Genomic DNA, 18,380 nt, shown 5'->3' on the forward strand with positions numbered 1-18,380 from the left:
GCACTGGCACTGCCCCGGCAGTGACCACCGTCACCGATACCATCGACACCTCGACCGTGACCCTGAACGCCACCGCTTCAGCAGCCGAAGGCGGCACCGTCACTTACACCGCAACCGTCGGTGCGCCAGTGACTGGCAGCCCGGTCACTGTGTCCCTGGCCAACGGTCAGACGATCACCATCGAGATCGGCAAAACCACCGGTACCGTGACCACCACCGCGCCGAACGACGCATTGACTGGCCACGCTCCGCTGACCAACTCGATCACCAACGTCAGCGGTGGCAACTACGAAAATCTGGTGGCGGACAAAACGCCGGTCAGCACCACCGTGACCGACACCGTCGACACCACCAACCTCAGCCTGAGTGCGACCGACTCAGTGTCCGAAGGTGGCCAGATCACTTACACCGCGACCCTGACCAACGCCGCCGGCACGCCAGTCACCGTGACCCTGAGCAACGGCGCTGTAATCACCATCGACGCCGGCAAAACCACCGGCACCGTGACCGTTCCGGCTCCATCCGATGACGTTTACAAAGATACCGGTACGGTCCAGGCGACCATCTCCACCGCCACCGGTGGCAATTTCGAAAACCTGGTGCCGAGCACTGCCCCGGCAGTGACCACCGTCACCGATACCATCGACACCTCGACCGTGACCCTGAACGCCACCGCTTCAGCAGCCGAAGGCGGCACCGTCACTTACACCGCAACCGTCGGTGCGCCAGTGACTGGCAGCCCGGTCACCGTGTCCCTGGCCAACGGTCAGACGATCACCATCGAGATCGGCAAAACCACCGGTACCGTGACCACCGCCGCGCCGAATGACGCATTGACTGGCCACGCTCCGCTGACCAACTCGATCACCAACGTCAGCGGCGGCAATTACGAAAATCTGGTGGCGGACAAAACGCCGGTCAGCACCACCGTGACCGACACCGTCGACACCACCAACCTCAGCCTGAGCGCATCCAACTCGGTAGCCGAAGGTGGCCAGATCACTTACACCGCAACCCTGACCAACACCGCCGGCACACCAGTCACCGTTACCCTGAGCAACGGCGCCGTGATCACCATCGACGCCGGTAAAACCACCGGCACCGTGACCGTCCCGGCACCGTCCGATGACGTATACAAAGACGCCGGCACGGTCCAGGCGACCATCTCCACCGCCACCGGTGGCAACTTCGAGAACCTGGTGCCTAGCACTGCCCCGGCAGTGACCACCGTCACCGACACGATCGACAAAACCGAAGTCAGCATCAGCGGCAGCACCTCGGTGACCGAAGGCCAGACCGCCAGTTACACCGTCAGCCTGACCCACCCGGCGCAGACCGAAGTGACCCTGAAAATCGTCTACAGCGGCACCGCCGCCGACGGTTCGGACTTCACCGGCGTGTACACCGTGAAGATCCCGGCCGGCGCCAGCAGCGCGAGCTTCAACGTCGCGACGCTGGACGACAAGCTCACCGAGGGCACCGAGAACTTTGTGGTCAAGATCGACTCGGCCACCGGCGGCAACTTCGAAAACCTCGCGGTCAGCAGCACCAACGGCAGCGTCAGCACCTCGATCATCGACAACGATGCCGCGCCGGTTCTCGACCTGGACGCCAACAACTCCAGCGGCGCCACCGGGGCCAACTACAACGTGACCTTCACCGAAGGCACCACCGGCCAGGGCGTCTCGATCGGCGACACCGACCTGAGCATCACCGACCCGGACAGCACGATGCTGACCGGCGCCACCATCGTGCTGACCAACCGTCAGCCGGGCGATGCGCTGAACCTGGGCAACAGCGTCAATGGCATTAGCATCAACGCCAACAGCCAGAACGGCACGGTCACCCTGACCCTGTCGGGCAACGCGACGCTGGCCGACTACATGCAACAGATCAAAAACATCAGCTTCACCAACAGCAGTGAGGATCCGAGCACCGTGCCGCGGATCATCACCGTGACGGTGACCGATGGCAGCAATTATTCCAACACCGCGACCACCACCGTCAACGTGGTGGCCGTGAACGACGCGCCGACCGCCGCGCCGGTTAACGTCACCGGCACTGAAGACACCCCGCTGATCCTCGGCTGGTCGACCTTCGGCGTCAGCGATGTCGACAGTCCGGCCGCCAACCTGGGGGTGAAAATCACTCAGCTGCCGGGCGACGGCAAATTGCAGTACCTGGACGGTGCGACCTGGAAAGACGTAACGACCAACCAGACCATCAGCAAGGCCGACATCGACGCCGGCAAGTTGCGCTTCACGCCGGATGCCAACGAGTCGGGCGTTGACGGCTACGGTGGCAGCGGTGCGGGCAATAACCAGGCGGACTACGCGCAGATCAAGTTCCAGCCAACCGACGGTCAACTGTTGGGCAACACCGGCACGGTGAAAATCGACATCACGCCGGTTGCCGATGCGCCATCCCTGAGCGTCGCGGACAACAGCGTCAAGTCCACCGGCCTGATCAAGGAAGTCTGGACCGGCCTGTCGGGCCTGGGCACCGATGGCAGCGGTGCGCCGTCCGGCACGCTGAAATCGGTCATCGACGCCGCAGGTACTCCGAACTCCACCGGCACCGTGACCAACGTTCAGTCCGACGGCGGCGTCACTGCCGGCACGGCCTCGAAAACCTCCGGTTTGATTTACCTCGAAGCCGGCAAGACGTACACCTTCAGCGGCACCGGTGATGACAGCCTGTTGGTGACCATCGGTGGCCAGAACGTGGCCGCGACGACTTGGGGCGCAGGCGGCAAGCTGAATGGCTCGTTCACCCCGACCACCAGCGGTTATTACACCCTGGATATCTACCACCACAACCAGAGTGGCCCCGGCAGCTATGACGTCAACCTGTCGGTCAACGGCGGTACTGCGGTCGACCTGAGCAGCGCCGGCGTGCCGCTGTACACCGGCGTGGCGGATCTGGCCGCCTCTGGCGTGACGGTGTCCGACCTGCACGGCACCAACGGCGAAGGCTACTACGACGGCTACAAACTCAACGAAGGCGCCGAAGGCACCAGCGTTCACCTGTCCGCGATCAAGACCGCACTGACCGACACCGACGGCTCTGAAAGCCTGAGCGTGAAGATCAGCGGCATGCCGGCAGGCTCGGTGCTCAGCGATGGCGCGGGCCACACCTTCACCACCACCAACGGCGAAGCCAACGTTACCGGCTGGAACCTCGGCAGCCTGACCGTCACCCCGCCGCCGTACTACAACGGCCAGTTCACCCTGACCGTCACCTCGACATCCACCGAAGCACTCGGCGGTTCGGCACTGAGCACCGCGCAGATTCCGGTCACGGTATACCCGGCGGTCTACAACGCCGTGACCGCCACGGCGGCCGACGACACGGTCACCGGCACCGACGGTAACGACATCATGGTCGCCGACATCGGCGGGCTGACCGTGGTGCCGGGCACCAATTACAACATCGCGTTCATGGTCGACAGTTCGGGCAGCATGAGCAGCACGTCGATCAACGCCGCCAAGGATTCGCTGACGGCGGTGTTCAACACCCTCAAGCAAAGCCTGGGCGGCAACTCCGGTACCGTGAATATTTTCCTGGCGGACTTCGATAACCAGGTCAACAAATCGGTGTCGGTGAACCTGAACGACCCGAACGCGCTGACCTTGCTCAAATCCGTTCTGGACTCGATGTCGTCCGGCGGCGGCACCAACTACGAGGACGTGTTCAAAACCACGGCCAACTGGTTCCAGAGTGCCGACGCCCTTGCCAACACCGGCGCGAAGAACCTCACGTACTTCATCACCGACGGCAAGCCGACCTACTACCAGAGCGGCGAACAAACCAACCCGACCTTGTATGGCAACGTGAAGCTCGATGACGTCATCACCACCACCAACTACAAGTTGGGGCAGACCTACTCCAACTACTTGGACAGTACTCACTACCTGACCATCGACAGCGCCGGCAACGTCACGCTGCAGACGCTGAAAAACTCTGGCCGCTGGAGCAGTTCCGAACTGGGCACCCTGCATGCCGAGGGCAACGGCACGTACGAACTGTCCTATCGCGATGGCACCGGCTACAGCACCGATTCCACCGCCATCGACAACTCCACCAGCAGCTTCACGTTGCTGAGCAACGTGTCGACGGTGGAGGCCATCGGCCTGAACAAGGACGTCACTCTCACCGACCTCAAACCGTACGACTCGGATCAAACGCCACAAACCAACATCGACCCCAAGGACCTGGCCAACTCGATCATCGGCCATACCGAAGCGACGATGCCTGGTGCCGATACGGTCAGCGGCGGTGACGGCAACGACCTCCTGTTCGGCGATCTGGTGAGCTTCAATGGCATTGCCGGCGAGGGTTATCAGGCGATGCAGGCGTTCGTCGCCCAGCAAACCGGTGTCGACGTCAGCAAAGTCACCACCAGCAACGTGCACCAGTACATCACCGAGCACTACACCGCGTTCGACGTGTCTGGCGCTCACGATGGTAACGACACGCTGCTGGGTGGCGCGGGCAACGACATTCTCTTCGGCCAGGGCGGCAACGACCTCCTCGACGGCGGCAAGGGCAATGACATCCTGCTCGGCGGCACCGGCAATGACTCGCTGATCGGCGGTCAAGGCAACGACATCCTGATTGGCGGCTCGGGTGCCGACACCTTCATCTGGAAGGCTGGCGACACTGGCAGCGACGTGATCAAGGACTTCAAGGCCAGCGAAGGCGACCGCATCGACCTGCGTGATTTGTTGCAGGGTGAAAGCGGCAGCACGATCGACCACTTCCTGAAGATCACCACCGTGGACGGCGTGTCGTCCCTGCAAGTCAGCTCCGCCGGCAAGTTCAACGGCGCCGATGCCGCAGCGACCACCCCGGACGTGACGATCAAACTGGAAGGTAACAATTGGTCCAGCGCCAGCATCAACTCGCTGATTGCCGGCAGTGACCCGACCATCAAGATCGATCACAACAACAGCTGATATGCAGGCTGACGGCCGCCCCAACCGGGCGGCCGTCATGTATGCCCACACCTCACGGGTGACGATTTCGTCGTCGCACCGCATACTCGCCTGCGTTGGCCTATGCTGCTGACAGCACGACGCTGGTTCATTTCCGAGGGATGCTCAATGTTTTACGTGCAACGCGATGCGCAAGGTCAGTTAGTGCGCGTGGAAGCCACGGCCTACGCCGAGGCCACGGAAACGCTGCCGGCCGACCACCATGAAATCCAGGCCTGGTATGCCCACGAAGTGGTGGAGACCAGCCTCAAGCAGCTCAAGCAGAGCGACCTGGAAATGATCCGGGTACTCGACGACTTGATTCAGGTGCTCACCCAAAAAGGCGTGATCCGCGTCACCGACCTGCCGCCGGCCGCACAGGCCAAACTCATGGACCGGACCCAAGCCCGTGAAGCGCTGGGCGGGTTGAGCCAGTTGATCGATGATGATGAGACGGGGTTGATCTGAATCCCCGGTAAAGCAAAAAAGATCGCAGCCTTCGGCAGCTCCTACAGGGGTACGCATTCCTCTGTAGGAGCTGCCGAAGGCTGCGATCTTTTTTCGCTTCACCACAACACTCTGGTACCACACAAATTCTGTGGGAGCGGGCTTGCTCGCGATGACGGCATCAGCCTCACTGCCAAGGCTTCGGCTCACCAAACAACTGCCCCTGAACCCCATACAACCCCATCTCGCGAATCACCGACAACTCCCCTTCGGTCTCGACCCGCTCGGCAATCAACGGCAAATCGATGCTGTGCGCCGCTCGCTGAATCGCCTCGATGAACAGGCGCTTGTCGCTCTCCTGATCAATCGCGCGGATGTAACTGCCGTCGATCTTCAGATACGCCAGCCCCAGCCGCGCCAGGTTGCCGATCATGCTGAAGCGCCCACCAAAACGCTGCAGACTCAGCGAGAACCCAAGCTCGCGCAAACGCCGCGTCAGCAGCTCCAGTACCGCCTGCTCGGGCAGTTGCTCTTCGCCGATTTCCAGGGTTAGTCGTTCGCCAAGATTCGAATGCTGACGCAGGATATCGAACACTGCGTTCAGCGCCTGCGGGTCCGCCAGTGTCGCCGAAGACAGGTTCAGCGCCAGCGACTCCTCATGGTCGACCATCTGCTCAAGCACCAGTTCCAGCATCAAACGGTCCAGTCGCGCGGTCCAGCCGAAACGCTCAAGCCATGGCAAGAAACGCCCGGCGGGAATGGTCTGGTCCTGTTCGTCGAGCAGGCGCGACAGCACTTTGTAATGCAGCACCAACTTTGTGTCGTCGCTGGCCACCACCGGCTGGAAATACAGCTCGAAACGCTGCTGGTCGAGCGCCTGATCCAGCAGGGTGTGCCAGGCATGGTGATCGTCGCCAACCCGCGCCGGCGCGCCCTGATCGAGGCAAGCCCAGCTCGGTTCGCCCTGGCTTTCCGCCTGGGCCAGTGCCTGATCCGCCAACCCGATCACCGCTTGCGGCGAGTCGCCATGGGCAAACGGCGCCAACCCGATCGAAGCCACCGAAGCCACGTCCGTGGCGCCCGTCGCATGCAGGCTCCCCAAGGCACTTTCGAGATTACTCGCCAGTTGTAGCGCTTCTTCACGTACCAGCCCCGGCGCCAGCACGGCGAATTCCCCGCCACGAATACGCGTCACGAGGTTCTGGGTTTCCGGGTACTTGGCGCACTCGCGGGACAACTGCTCACCGACCGCTTTCAACAATTCATCGGTACGCTGACCGCCCAGCCGCTGGTTCAAACCGGCCAGATCCTTCACCCGCAACAGCAGCAAATAACCGGAGCTGGCCTGCTCCGAGTTGTTCAATCGCGCGTTTAATTGCATTTCGAAATAGCGCCGGTTGGCCAGGCCGGTCAGGTTGTCCTGATAGGACTCGGCGCGCAGCTTTTCACTGCGTTCGGCCTGCTCCTGGAACAGTGCCTTGAGCTTCTCGACCATCTGGTTCATGGCCTGCACCACCCGGCGCAGTTCCGGGGTGCGCGGCAGCTCCGGCAGGCTTAAGAATTCCCGGCGAGCAATGGCGTGGGATTGCTTGACCATGTAATCCAGCGGCTTCAGTTGCCGACGCAGCAACAACGCGCCCAGCACCGCACTCACCGCGCCACAGAGCAGCAACCAGCCGAGGCTGCCCAACGCGCTCTGCCACAGCTTGGCCAACGCGAACATCGGATGGCTGACCACCTCGACCCGCGCGGCCTGCTCCCAGCCACGGCTGACAATCGCATCACCACCGGCCGGCTCCAGGCCGATCAGTTTGACGAACCAGTCGGGCACGTTGGTGACCGCCGGGATGCCGCTGCGCTCGACAATCGTCTTGTCGTTGGCCAGATCGACCACGCGGATGCTCGCGTAGTAACCGCTGTCGAAGATCGAGCTGACCAGCAACTCGACCATTGCCGGGTCGTCGATGTTCGGCGTCAGGGACAGCGCCAATGCCGTCGCGGCGTCCTGGGCGTGAGAACGCAACTGATTGACGTACTGGGTGCGCGAGCTTTCCAGACTGACCATGAAGCTGCCGGTGAAGGCGACCACCAGGAACAGACAGATAGCGATCAACAGCTGTTTGAACAAAGACATCTGAGCGCGTGCTCCTAGTTAATCGTCTCGACCGGGAAACCTTCGGCCTGCATTTTCTTCAATACGTCCTGCCAGCGAGACAGGCGTTTGGTGTCTCCGACCTTCTTGTTGCCCTTGGCACCCGGCAGCCACAACCCTTCGGCATTGAAAGAGTAGACCGGCAGCAAATCGGTTCGCTGGTTGGCGGGCTTGATCGCATCGATCAGGCTGTCGAGCACCAAAGGCATGGCCTCGGGGCTCGCGTAGTAGGTCAGCACCATGTGCGCGCGGTTCAGGCGCAAAGCCTTGACGTAGGTAATGCGCAGCTTGTCACTGGATACACCAAGATGACGCAGGCTGAAATATTTGGCGATAGCGTAGTCTTCGCAATCGCCGGCGCCCTTCCACAAGGCTTCGATGGGAGTTTCCCAATAATCGACCTCGTGCCACAGGTCGATGTCTTCTTCGTAGCGCATCTGCTTGTTGAAGAACCGGTTGACCACGTTGAGCTGTTCCAGCTCGCCAACCTGCTTTTGCGTGGCCAGCAATTGCTGCCAGGCATCGATGCGCTGCCGCCCTTCACCCAAAGGCCCGTACAATGCCTGCGCACGACGGCTGATCAGCGAAAAATCCCAGTCGGCATGCAGCCCGCCCAGCATGACACCGGCCAGCAGCAGTGCGCAGCCTAGCCAGCGCAAAGTCCGAGGGATCGCGAAACGTATCGCCAATGCGAGGTATCCAGGTCAGGCAGATGGAAATCTGCTTGATGGTGAAGGTTAGTCTGCTAAAAGACAATGGCACGGTGAGATCACCGGCGACGCGCTAGACTTTGAATGGCGGGAGCAATAAAAAGATCGCAGCCTTCGGCAACTCCTGTGCCGAAGTCTGCAGGAGCTGCCGAAGGCTACGCCTTTTGACCGTTTGACAACCCGTCAGGCAGTCACTAGTGTCCATTTGGATCCAAATACTTCAGCCAATCAGGGTGCGTTTGTCGTGACACAGAAGCCCAACCCTCTCAGCAGCATCAAGGTCAACGGGCCGATTCCCGCTCATCTGGCACGCTCGGTGATCGAAGAAACCCTGCGCGCGGCCATTCTCGACGGTCGCATTCCTTGCGGCACCGCCCTGCGTCAGCAAGACCTCGCCGACCTGTTCGGCGTTAGCCGCATGCCGGTGCGCGAAGCCTTGCGCCAGCTTGAAGCGCAAGCGCTGCTCAACGTGATCGCCCATAAAGGCGCGGTGGTCGCACCGTTGGTTCAGGGCGATGCGGCAGAGACGTATGAGTTGCGGATCCTGCTGGAGTCCGAAGCCTTGCGTCGGTCGATCCCCCTGCTTGAAGATGCCGATTTCAAACAGGCTGCACGCTACATCGACGAGTTGGAAACGGAACACGACTACACCGAGATCGGCCGGCTCAATCGTCTGTTCCACATGGCGCTTTACAACAAAGCCCCCAACCAGCGGCTGCTGAAGCTGGTCGAAGACGGGTTGAACGAAGAGGAACGCTTCCTGCGTTTCAACCTGGAAGCCATGGGTCTGGGCAAACTGTCCCAGGAAGATCACCGAGCGTTGTTGCGGGCCGCCGAGGACCGGGATATCGAGCACTCGGTGATGTTGCTCGAAAACCACCTCAACCGGGGTGTCGAAGTCATTACGCACTACCTCGCAAGCCCTGAGGGACAGCGCAGGAAAACCTCGAAGTAGCGAGTCATTGAACGGCTCGCCGCGATTTCTGGCTGATCCGCACCTGGACTGCTCAACGAACAAATCTGCTTACAAATCCCCCTTTCGCCCACACCGCGCCGGTGTGCAGCGACTTCATGCCCACTCCCCAAGCCCTGTCACCCCCGAGCCCGATAATTGCACCTATCAGATCATGCAGGGGTGATAGCGAGCGCCGTGAATTACGCTCACTCTTGAGCTGCCAACGAATAATGACGGGCGACGCACCGCACCCCGGAGCAGTCACCCGCACCACAAGAACCAACGGAAGGAGTCTTGTCACGGGAAAGGAAGAACCGGCGTCGCTCCCAGCCAACTTCCACCCCCTCAGATCACATCAATGACCCAAGTAGAAAGTTGCTTCGAGTGAGGCATTCACTCTTTATTTGAATTTTGGCTTATATACGCCGAAAGGAGCAACTACGCCCAAATAAAACTTTATACAAAAGTCTTATTGGAACTTGTCGCGCTCGAAAAAGTTAAACTTTCAATTAATTAAAAAAACACTTGCCCGACACTTTATTCATGCATTAGTTTTTCTCCGCCGCCCACAAACACCGGGGCCAAGCACTACTCAGCGATTGCACAACCCTAATAAGCATCAATTCAATTGAGGCACCCGCTCGCCAATAGAAAACTTCAAGCAACCGTTACTTATTGATCAACACCCCCTCAACGGTATTCCAGATCACTTATAGGCTCGCTCATGAAACCGACTAAAGATCGTCTTAATCAGAAGAAAGCAGAACTTAGTGCGCACCCGATCTTTTCTGAAATACATTCGTTATCGGTGCTTCAACGCTTCATGGAAACCCATGTGTTCGCAGTGTGGGATTTCATGTCGCTGACCAAACGCCTGCAACAGGAACTGACCTGCGTTCAGCTGCCCTGGCTGCCGCCACGAGATCCGCAGGCCGCGCGTCTGATCAACGAGATCGTGCTCGGTGAAGAGTCCGATGATCGTCCCGCCCAAGGTCACTACAGCCATTTCGAGTTGTACCTGGATGCGATGCGCGAAGTCGGTGCAAGCACGGTCGCCGTCGAACGCTTCGTGGCGTTGCAAAAAGAAGGCGTGAGCTACGACGTGGCCTTGCAAAGCGTGGACGTCGACCCGGCGGCCGCACAATTCGTACGTCACACCTTGCACACCGCGTTGCATGCGCCGGGGCACAGTGTGGCGGCGGCGTTTCTGCACGGCCGCGAGAGTGTCATCCCGCAGATGTTCCAGCGGATTCTCGACGACTGGGGCATTGGCATCGAACAAGCGCCGACCTTCCGTTACTACCTGGAACGGCACATCGAAGTCGACTCCGAAGACCACGGCCCGGCGGCGGAAAAACTCCTCGCACGCCTGGTCAATGGCGATCCGCAGCGCGAAGAAGACGTATACGCCAGCGCCATCGCCGCCGTGGAAAGTCGCATCGCGCTGTGGGACGGCTTGCGCCTGAGCATGAGCGAACCGGTTGCCGAGGTGAGCGAACCGGTTGCCGAGGTGAACGCATGAACGCCGCCGACTACCAATCCTTCGCCGACGCCTGGGAAAGCCGCGCAACCATTCGCACCCGCCCCCGGCGTGTGCTGGAGAACGACGACAAGCTGATCTATCCGCTGAGCCGCCAGCCGCTGGTGCTGAGCGAAACCTTCCTGCGCGAATGCCCGGAACAACGGGACTTCGCCCTGGTACAGACGCTCTACAAGTTCATCAATGACGTGGTGATTTTCGAAACCGAGATCGTCGACAAGACCGCCCGCAGCATCGCTAAAAACCGCTTCAGCGTGGCGTTCCCGTTCGCCTGTCGCTACGACGCCATGACCGTGGTGGTGGACGAGGATTACCACGCCCTGGTGGCCATGGACTTCATGCAGCAGACCGTCGCCATGACCGGCATCACCCCCATCGAACTGCCGGATGAAATCGAACTGAGCCGTGCCATCCCGGCGGCCGTGGCCCTCGCACCAGAGCACCTGCGCAGCGCCGTGGAACTGATCTGCGTGGCCATCGCCGAGAACACCGTGACCGGCGATGTGGCGGCGTTCGCCAAGGACGACACGGTCAAGCAATCGATCAAAGGCCTGATGGCCGACCACTTGCTGGACGAGGGCCGTCATTCCGGGTTCTGGTCGCGGCTGGTGCGCATCTACTGGCACACCGCAAGCGAAGACGATCGCCAGTGCATCGCGCACATCCTGCCGGTGTTCATCAGCCATTACCTGACCAACGACATCCAGAAGTCCTTCGACTTCCGCCTGATCGACGCCTTGCAGATCAGCGACGTGGTGCGTCAGGCCCTCAAGAGCGAAGTGTCGGGGCTGGCCTTCCCGATCAATCGCCATCACCCGCTGGTCGCCAACATCGTGCGGTTTTTCCGCAGCAGTTCGCTGCTCGATTCACCGTGCGTGCAAAGCGCCCTGAGCGACTACCTGGTTTAACGAGGAGAACATCATGAGACGTCTCGATATTTTGCTCATCGGGCAAAGCCAGGCCCTGACCGAACTGGCGCTGGAGCTCGAACAACACGGTCATTCACTGGCGCGACTTGCGAATGTGGAAGAACCACCGCCAGGCTTATTTGATTTGCTGATCGACGATGCCAGCCTGCCATTTCGGGACTTCGGCAATGCGCCGCACCTGATGCTGCAAGTGGGTGTCGGGGTGCCTGGAGCTAGCGGGCTGCCACCGCTGGACCTGCTGTGCACGTACAACTCGACGCCGTTGAGTCGCGTGCCGGTCGCCGAAGAGTTGTCCGGCAACGGCCAGGCATTGCGCCTGCGGGCAGTGGCCGAGCTGGTCGATCATGTGGCGCTGCTGGTCAGCCGCTTCTCCCGGGATGCCGACTATTTCCTGCAGGCCGAGCCGACGATTTCCGCGCACTTCGAACAGGTGGAAAACCTGCTGTTTTTAGAGCACCTGGCCTTCGTCCACCGTCTCAACAACACAGCTGAACCACGACTGCTGCAACTTGGGCAGATCCCGATGATCGAGCGGCTTGAACAGCGCTTTATTCAGTCTGCCGAGCGTGCGGCGCTGAACATCGCCGGCACGTCGCTGAGCTATCGGCAACTGCACGCCCACAGCCGCGCCATCCAACAGCGATTGCAACCGTTGCTCGAACAGCATCAAGGACGGTTGGTGGTCGGGATCTGCCTGCCAAAATGCAGCGCGTTGTATGCGGGGATTCTGGCGATCCTGGGCAGCGGCGCGGTGTACCTGCCGCTGGAGCCGAGCCACCCGCTGCAACGTCAGCAGTACATTCTGGAAAACGCTGAAGCGGTGTTGTTGCTGCATGACGGAGAGCATCCTCTCAGCGAGACGATGCCGGGGCTGGACATCAGCCGTATCGACAGCGGCGATGTGAATCTCGACCAACCCTTGATGCGCCAACGCCCCGATCTCGACGCGCCATGCATGGCGCTCTACACCTCGGGCACCACGGGTCACCCCAAAGGCGTGCTGCTCAGCCAGGCCAACCTCGCGCACTTCACCGCGTGGTACGCCGACTACGTGCAGCTGACCGAACAGAGCCGGGTGTTGCAGTTTTCATCGTTGAGTTTCGACTCGTCATTGATCGATATCTTCCCGACCCTGCTGCAGGGCGCAGAGCTGATCGTGCCCAACGAGGACCAACGTCGCGACCCGCTGCAACTGGTCGAGCTGATCCGCCACCAACAACTCAGCCATGCCTTTTTGCCGCCAGCCTTGCTGAGCATCCTGCCGCTGGATCAGTTGCAGGTCCTCGATCATGTGATGACCGGCGGCGATGTCTGCGAACCCTACGTAGTCCAGCAACTGACCCGCCAAGGCAATCTCTACAACCTCTACGGTCCGACCGAAGCCACGGTGCTGATCACCGCGCGGCAACTGCGTACCGGCGACAGTAACCGGACCCTCGGCGCACCGATTGCCAACAGTCAGGTGCTGATCCTCGATGAGGACATGCAACCGGTAACCGAGCAAACCGTCGGTGAGTTGTACATCGTCGGCCCGGGGGTGTGCCTGGGTTACCTGAACAACCCGCAGCAGACTGCCGAACGCTATCTGAACCTGCACCTGCCGAACGGCCAGAGCCTGCGCGCCTACCGCTCCGGCGACATGGCCAAGTGGACCGCCGACGGTATCGAGCTGTGCGGACGGCGAGACAATCAGGTGAAAATTCGCGGCTTTCGGGTCGAGCCGGAAGAGATCGAACGCTGCCTGCGCGACAGCCAGCTGTACCGTCAGGTGGCGGTGGTCATCGATTGTCATCGGCGGATTCTGGCCTTTCTCGCGCAACCCCAGGAAGTGCAACCCGGTGCCGCCCGCGAAGCCTTGAAAGCCCACGCGATGCAGTTTCTGCCGGACTACATGCAGCCGATCGCCTGGACCGAACTGGCAACCATGCCGTTCGCCAGCAACGGCAAGGTCGACCGCAAAGCGCTGCTGGAATTGCCCGTCAACGTAACCGAAAACGGCCCACGGTGTTTGCCCGCCAGCGCCGATGAAGCGCTGTTGCTGGAAATCTGGGCTGAGCTGCTGGAGCTGCCCGCCAGCGACATTTCCACCGACGAAAGTTTCTTCAACCTCGGCGGGCATTCGATCCTGCTGTCGCGCATGCTCCTGCGTTTGCGTGAGGAGTTCGGTCGCAGTATCTCAATCAACCGCTTTATCGAACTGCCGACGATTGCGAAGCTGGCGACGTTGGTGCGCGGCTCCGGGACCGAGGAAGTGCTGAGTGAAAAAGCCTTGGCCGATGCCTTCCGTGAACTGAACATCGAGCCGCTGCCGGTCAGCCGAATGGGCGATGTGCACAAGGTGATCGTTACCGGTGCCAACAGCTTCGTCGGTGTTCATATCGTCGAAGCTCTGCTGGCCTGGGGCGCCAGCGAAGTGGCGTGCCTGGTGCGCGATGGCGGTGGGCAATCGGCGGCGCAACGCTTTGCGGATGCGTTGCGGGAAAACCGCCTGGAGCATCTGGACCTGAGCCGGGTGCAAGTTTACGCGGCGGACATCACTCGCCCGCAACTGGGGCTCAGCGAAGCGGTTTACGAACGGCTGGATCGAGAGTTCGGCGCATTGGTGCACAACGCCGCCAACGTCAATCACGTCCTCGATTACGAGTCGTTGGCGCGGGATAACGTCGAACCGATTTTCGAGTGTCTGCGCCTGTGTGAAGGACGCAGCAAGAAGATCTTCAACTTCGTCTCGACGCTCTCGGCGTCCAGCACGATTTCCGACGATGGCCGGGTGCTGGAGTTGCCCGCCGCGCAGACACCGCCGATCTACATCAAGAACGGCTACAACCTGTCCAAATGGGTCGGCGAGCGGATCCTCGAACGGGCGCGGGAACGTGGGGTTCGGGTCAATCTTTATCGCCCCGGCAACATCAGTTTCAACAGCCTCACCGGCGTCTGCCAGCCCCACAAGAATCGCCTGATGCTGATGCTCAAGGGCTCGATCCAGCTCGGTCAGGTACCGGAGTTCGCACTGAATTTCGACCTGATGCCGGTGGATTTTCTCGCCCGTTTCATCGCCTTCCATGCCAGCCGTTACCAGGCCGAAAAAGCGGTGTTCAACCTGCACAACCCCGAACCCCTGAGCTGGGACACCTACGTGGCTTCCTTTCGCGAAGCCGGTCGGGAGTTCTCGATGGTCAGCGTCGCCGACTGGCAGCAGCAATTGGGCCGGGTCGACAGTGATAACGCACTGTTTGGCGTGCTGGGTTTCTACCTCAACGGCTTCGAGGAAGACATCGGCGACATCTCGATGATCGGCCACGACAACGCCCAGGCCGGCGTACGGCAGATGGGCGCGCACTACCCGGAAAAATCCCCGGCGCTGCTGCGACGCGGCTGCGATTACCTCAAAGAAATCAACTTCATCTGATTCACCCTAACCCCGCACGGAGCAAAAACCATGAATACTCTGCAACCCGATACCCTGATCAAAAACCCTCAAGGCTGCCACGTTGTGTCTTCGGTGGAAGTACCGGCCGACGCGGCGCAAGTCTGGACAGTAGTCGGCAATTTTGCCGGCTTCGACCGATTCATTCCGGCGCTGTCGCATATCGAGATGACCGGCGAAGGTGTGTCGTCGCTGCGCAAGAAGTTCTTTAAGGACGGCAACCTGGTGGTCGAGCAGCTCAACTCCCGCAACGACCAGGCGCTGAACATGACCTGGACCACGATCTACAACACCTTGGGCGTGGCCAATTTGTGGGCGGCGATGAGTGTGGAATCCCTGGGTACAGACAAGTCGCGGGCGACCTGGACGATCATCGCCGAACCGGCCCAGGGCGGCGCCGAGGCCCTGCCGGGGTTCAAGCAGTTCGTTCAGGGGTTTGCCGATGATGCGATGGGGAATGTGGTGAAGCTGTTTGTGTAGCGCTTCGGTTCAGCGGTGACTGATCTACCGCTATCGCAGGCAAGTCGGATCGCCGCACCGCTCGCTTCTACAGGTTAGCTCTTGTAGGAGGCGATCCGACTTGCACGCGAAGAACGATAACGCGGTCCAACTGACCTCAATCAGATCTTGAAGCTATCAACCAGTTGCTTCAAACGATTGGCCTGCTGGGACAGCGCATCACAATCCTTCAATGTTTCATTGAGGTTGGCCACGCTCTGCTGGTTCAGCAGGTTGATCTGGTTGACGTCGACGTTGAGGGTTTCTACCACGGCCGTCTGCTCTTCGGTCGCCGCGGCCACCGATTGGTTCATGCCGTCGATTTCGCCGATGCGCTGGGTCACGCTGACCAGTCGCAGGCCGGCCTGGTTCGCCACTTCGACGCTCTGCTCGCTGGACACCTGACTGGCGTTCATCGTAGTCACCGCCTCGCGAGAACCGATCTGCAGCGAGCTGATCATCTTGTGGATCTCTTCCGCCGACTCCTGGGTGCGATGAGCCAGGTTGCGCACCTCATCCGCCACCACCGCAAAACCACGACCGGCCTCACCGGCACGGGCCGCTTCGATAGCCGCGTTGAGCGCCAACAGATTGGTCTGCTGGGAGATGCCTTTGATCACATCCAGAATGTGGCCGATGTTGTCGGTGCTCGCGTTCAGGGTTTCGATCTGCGTGCAGGACAGGCTGATTTTCTGCGACAGCTCGGTCATGGCCTGGATGGTTTGTTCCACCACCTGACGGCCATCATCGGCCTGTTCGCTCGCGCCGCTGGCGTGTTGCGAAGCATCGGCGGCATTGCGGGCGATTTCCTGGGTGGCGGCGCCCAATTGGTTGATCGCCGCGGCCACGCTGTTGGTGCGGGCGCTTTGTTCGTCGGAGCCGATGATCGAAGCGTTGGACGATGCCATCACCCGTTGCGACAGATCATGAACCTGGCGGGTCGCCGAGGACACTTCGCAAATCGATGCGTGAATCCGCTCCACGAACTGGTTGAAGGAACCACCCAACTCGCCGAACTCGTCTTTGCTTTCTACGACCAGACGACGGGTCAGGTCGCCCTCGCCCTGAGCGATGTCCTGCATCGCACGGCCCATCGTGGTCAGCGGACGCATCAGCACGTTGATCAGCAAGCTCAGCAGCACGGCAATGGCCGTCACGGCGATGAACATCGCGATCAGCGCCGAGGTGCGGAACTGGCTCAGTGGTGCGTAGGCCTTGGCCTTGTCAATCGACAGACCGACGTACCACTCGGCATTCGGCAAACCGCTCACCGGTGTGAACGAGAGGATGCGGTCCTGCTTGTTCAGTACGACTTCCTGGATGCCTTTCTCGATGCGGACACTGGAACCCGGATAGATGTCTTTCAGGTTCTTCATCACTTGGTCTTTGTCCGGACTGACGATCACCTGACCGTCGGCACTGACCAGGAATGCGTGACCGATACCACCGAAGTCCACCGAGTTGATGATCTTCACCAGGGTTTCCAGGCTCAGGTCACCACCGACCACGCCCAGCAGTTCGCCGTTCTTTTTCACCGGTATGGCAACGGTCACCACCAGCCCGCCGACCGCAGCCATATAAGGCGGGGTCAGCATGGTCTTGTCGGCGACCACGGCTTGTTTGTACCAGGGACGCTGACGCGGGTCGTAGCCGTCTGGCATCTTCGCGTCGGGCCGCTGGGTGAACATGCCATTGGCCTGCCCGACGTAGGTGAACTGGAAGTTCGAGGTGAGGGCCGGTTGATCGACCAGCCCTGGCAAGTCAGCATTGGCACCCTGATGGGCGACGTTCTGCGCGAGGTTTTCCAGGACCAGCACGCGGCCGCTCATCCAGTTCTGCACGCTGCTGGCAGTCAGGTCGCCTGCTTGCTCAACGGAGGATTCGATGTTTTGCCGAATGGTGTTTCGTTGCAGATAGTCGTTGTACAGAGTGAACAACGCAAACGCCAGCACCACGACGCCTGAAGCGGCCAGCAGGATTTTATGGCTGAACTTGAGATTCATTTCATGGGACTTCTTATGCCAAAAGTGGGGATGCGTTCCGGGTTGCAACATTCCATGTAACAGCGCAGACGGCATTCTGAAGCCGCTCTACTTTGGTGCACGCATGTGTCACCAGTCTTTCGGCACGAGCGGGAGAAAACTTAAGGATTTGTACAAAACCCGTCAGATAACCGCCGAACGGCGTACTAGAAGGGACGGATTATTGGGCTTACCGCAAGTCATGATCGCGGTGTTGGGTGTTTTGGTTGAGGTGTATCGATGGGGGGTCTATATCTGATGCTACTGGCTCGAAGGAGTAGCGAGACATGCAGACTTGGGTTTGACCCGCTTCAGACGTAGACTTCTATAAGCCCAGAAAGACAAAACCCCTGTCTGCATAAGCAGACAGGGGTTTTGGAATTTAATCTTGACGATGACCTACTCTCACATGGGGAAACCCCACACTACCATCGGCGATGCATCGTTTCACTTCTGAGTTCGGGATGGGATCAGGTGGTTCCAATGCTCTATGGTCGTCAAGAAATTCTGTGACCAGCCCGTTACAGCGGTAACGTGCCAGCAAAATTGGTGACTTCTACTAAAACAAAACCCCTACCTGCATACGCAGATAGGGGTTTCGGAATTTAATCTTGACGATGACCTACTCTCACATGGGGAAACCCCACACTACCATCGGCGATGCATCGTTTCACTTCTGAGTTCGGGATGGGATCAGGTGGTTCCAATGCTCTATGGTCGTCAAG

At 60.1% G+C, this 18,380-nt stretch carries 9 protein-coding genes, 2 rRNA genes and 1 pseudogene; 7 read left to right on the forward strand and 5 right to left on the reverse strand.

What is annotated here, in order from left to right; genetic code table 11:
- Positions 1–4,958: pseudogene (locus AC1D2Q_RS29275) on the forward strand (LapA family giant adhesin); the annotation flags it as partial.
- Positions 4,959–5,105: 147 nt separating this feature from the next.
- The gene (locus AC1D2Q_RS29280; protein ID WP_019582912.1) at positions 5,106–5,444 is read left to right on the forward strand and encodes a hypothetical protein; all 339 of its coding nucleotides are present in this window, start codon (positions 5,106–5,108) and stop codon (positions 5,442–5,444) included.
- Between the two features lie 166 nt (positions 5,445–5,610).
- Here the strand turns inward: AC1D2Q_RS29280 and lapD are convergent, their stop codons facing one another.
- Together lapD and lapG are read right to left on the reverse strand one after the other, a co-directional pair.
- Positions 5,611–7,557, reverse strand: a complete 1,947-nt coding sequence (gene lapD / locus AC1D2Q_RS29285; protein ID WP_477815511.1) for a cyclic di-GMP receptor LapD — start codon at positions 7,555–7,557, stop codon at positions 5,611–5,613.
- Between the two features lie 14 nt (positions 7,558–7,571).
- A complete protein-coding gene (gene lapG, locus AC1D2Q_RS29290) occupies positions 7,572–8,264 on the reverse strand; it encodes a cysteine protease LapG (RefSeq protein WP_477815512.1) in 693 nt (230 codons plus the stop codon).
- A 265-nt stretch (positions 8,265–8,529) separates the two neighbouring features.
- Between lapG and AC1D2Q_RS29295 the strand changes: the two genes are divergently transcribed.
- The 5 genes from AC1D2Q_RS29295 to AC1D2Q_RS29315 all read left to right on the forward strand — a co-directional run bounded on the left by AC1D2Q_RS29295 (position 8,530) and on the right by AC1D2Q_RS29315 (position 15,616).
- The gene (locus AC1D2Q_RS29295; protein ID WP_477815513.1) at positions 8,530–9,240 is read left to right on the forward strand and encodes a GntR family transcriptional regulator; all 711 of its coding nucleotides are present in this window, start codon (positions 8,530–8,532) and stop codon (positions 9,238–9,240) included.
- Between the two features lie 724 nt (positions 9,241–9,964).
- Positions 9,965–10,762: a DUF3050 domain-containing protein gene (locus AC1D2Q_RS29300; RefSeq protein ID WP_477815514.1), complete on the forward strand. Its 798-nt coding sequence runs from the start codon at positions 9,965–9,967 to the stop codon at positions 10,760–10,762.
- Positions 10,759–11,688 (forward strand): diiron oxygenase, encoded by a 930-nt coding sequence (locus AC1D2Q_RS29305; RefSeq protein ID WP_477815515.1) that lies wholly within the window; start codon positions 10,759–10,761, stop codon positions 11,686–11,688. The genes AC1D2Q_RS29300 and AC1D2Q_RS29305 overlap by 4 nt, the downstream gene beginning before the upstream one ends.
- Before the next feature lie 13 nt (positions 11,689–11,701).
- Positions 11,702–15,118 (forward strand): amino acid adenylation domain-containing protein, encoded by a 3,417-nt coding sequence (locus AC1D2Q_RS29310; RefSeq protein WP_477815516.1) that lies wholly within the window; start codon positions 11,702–11,704, stop codon positions 15,116–15,118.
- 30 nt (positions 15,119–15,148) lie between these two features.
- Positions 15,149–15,616 carry an SRPBCC family protein gene (locus AC1D2Q_RS29315; RefSeq protein WP_428635807.1) on the forward strand — a complete coding sequence of 156 codons (468 nt, stop codon included), beginning with the start codon at positions 15,149–15,151 and terminating at the stop codon, positions 15,614–15,616.
- Between the two features lie 140 nt (positions 15,617–15,756).
- Here the strand turns inward: AC1D2Q_RS29315 and AC1D2Q_RS29320 are convergent, their stop codons facing one another.
- The 3 genes from AC1D2Q_RS29320 to rrf (AC1D2Q_RS29330) form a co-directional block, all read right to left on the reverse strand.
- Positions 15,757–17,637 (reverse strand): methyl-accepting chemotaxis protein, encoded by a 1,881-nt coding sequence (locus tag AC1D2Q_RS29320; RefSeq protein ID WP_477815517.1) that lies wholly within the window; start codon positions 17,635–17,637, stop codon positions 15,757–15,759.
- Between the two features lie 404 nt (positions 17,638–18,041).
- Positions 18,042–18,157, reverse strand: a 5S ribosomal RNA gene (gene rrf / locus AC1D2Q_RS29325).
- A 107-nt stretch (positions 18,158–18,264) separates the two neighbouring features.
- Positions 18,265–18,380 (reverse strand): 5S ribosomal RNA (gene rrf, locus AC1D2Q_RS29330).

This window comes from Pseudomonas sp. P1_A1, from assembly GCF_056406935.1.

Bases quoted from the DNA above. Each gene is read 5' to 3' on its own strand.
- lapD (WP_477815511.1), bottom strand. From the start codon at position 7,557: ATGTCTTTGTTCAAACAGCTGTTGATCGCTATCTGTCTGTTCCTGGTG.
- AC1D2Q_RS29315 (WP_428635807.1), top strand. From the start codon at position 15,149: ATGAATACTCTGCAACCCGATACCCTGATCAAAAACCCTCAAGGCTGC.
- AC1D2Q_RS29280 (WP_019582912.1), top strand. From the start codon at position 5,106: ATGTTTTACGTGCAACGCGATGCGCAAGGTCAGTTAGTGCGCGTGGAA.
- AC1D2Q_RS29300 (WP_477815514.1), top strand. From the start codon at position 9,965: ATGAAACCGACTAAAGATCGTCTTAATCAGAAGAAAGCAGAACTTAGT.
- AC1D2Q_RS29305 (WP_477815515.1), top strand. From the start codon at position 10,759: ATGAACGCCGCCGACTACCAATCCTTCGCCGACGCCTGGGAAAGCCGC.
- AC1D2Q_RS29320 (WP_477815517.1), bottom strand. From the start codon at position 17,637: ATGAATCTCAAGTTCAGCCATAAAATCCTGCTGGCCGCTTCAGGCGTC.
- AC1D2Q_RS29310 (WP_477815516.1), top strand. From the start codon at position 11,702: ATGAGACGTCTCGATATTTTGCTCATCGGGCAAAGCCAGGCCCTGACC.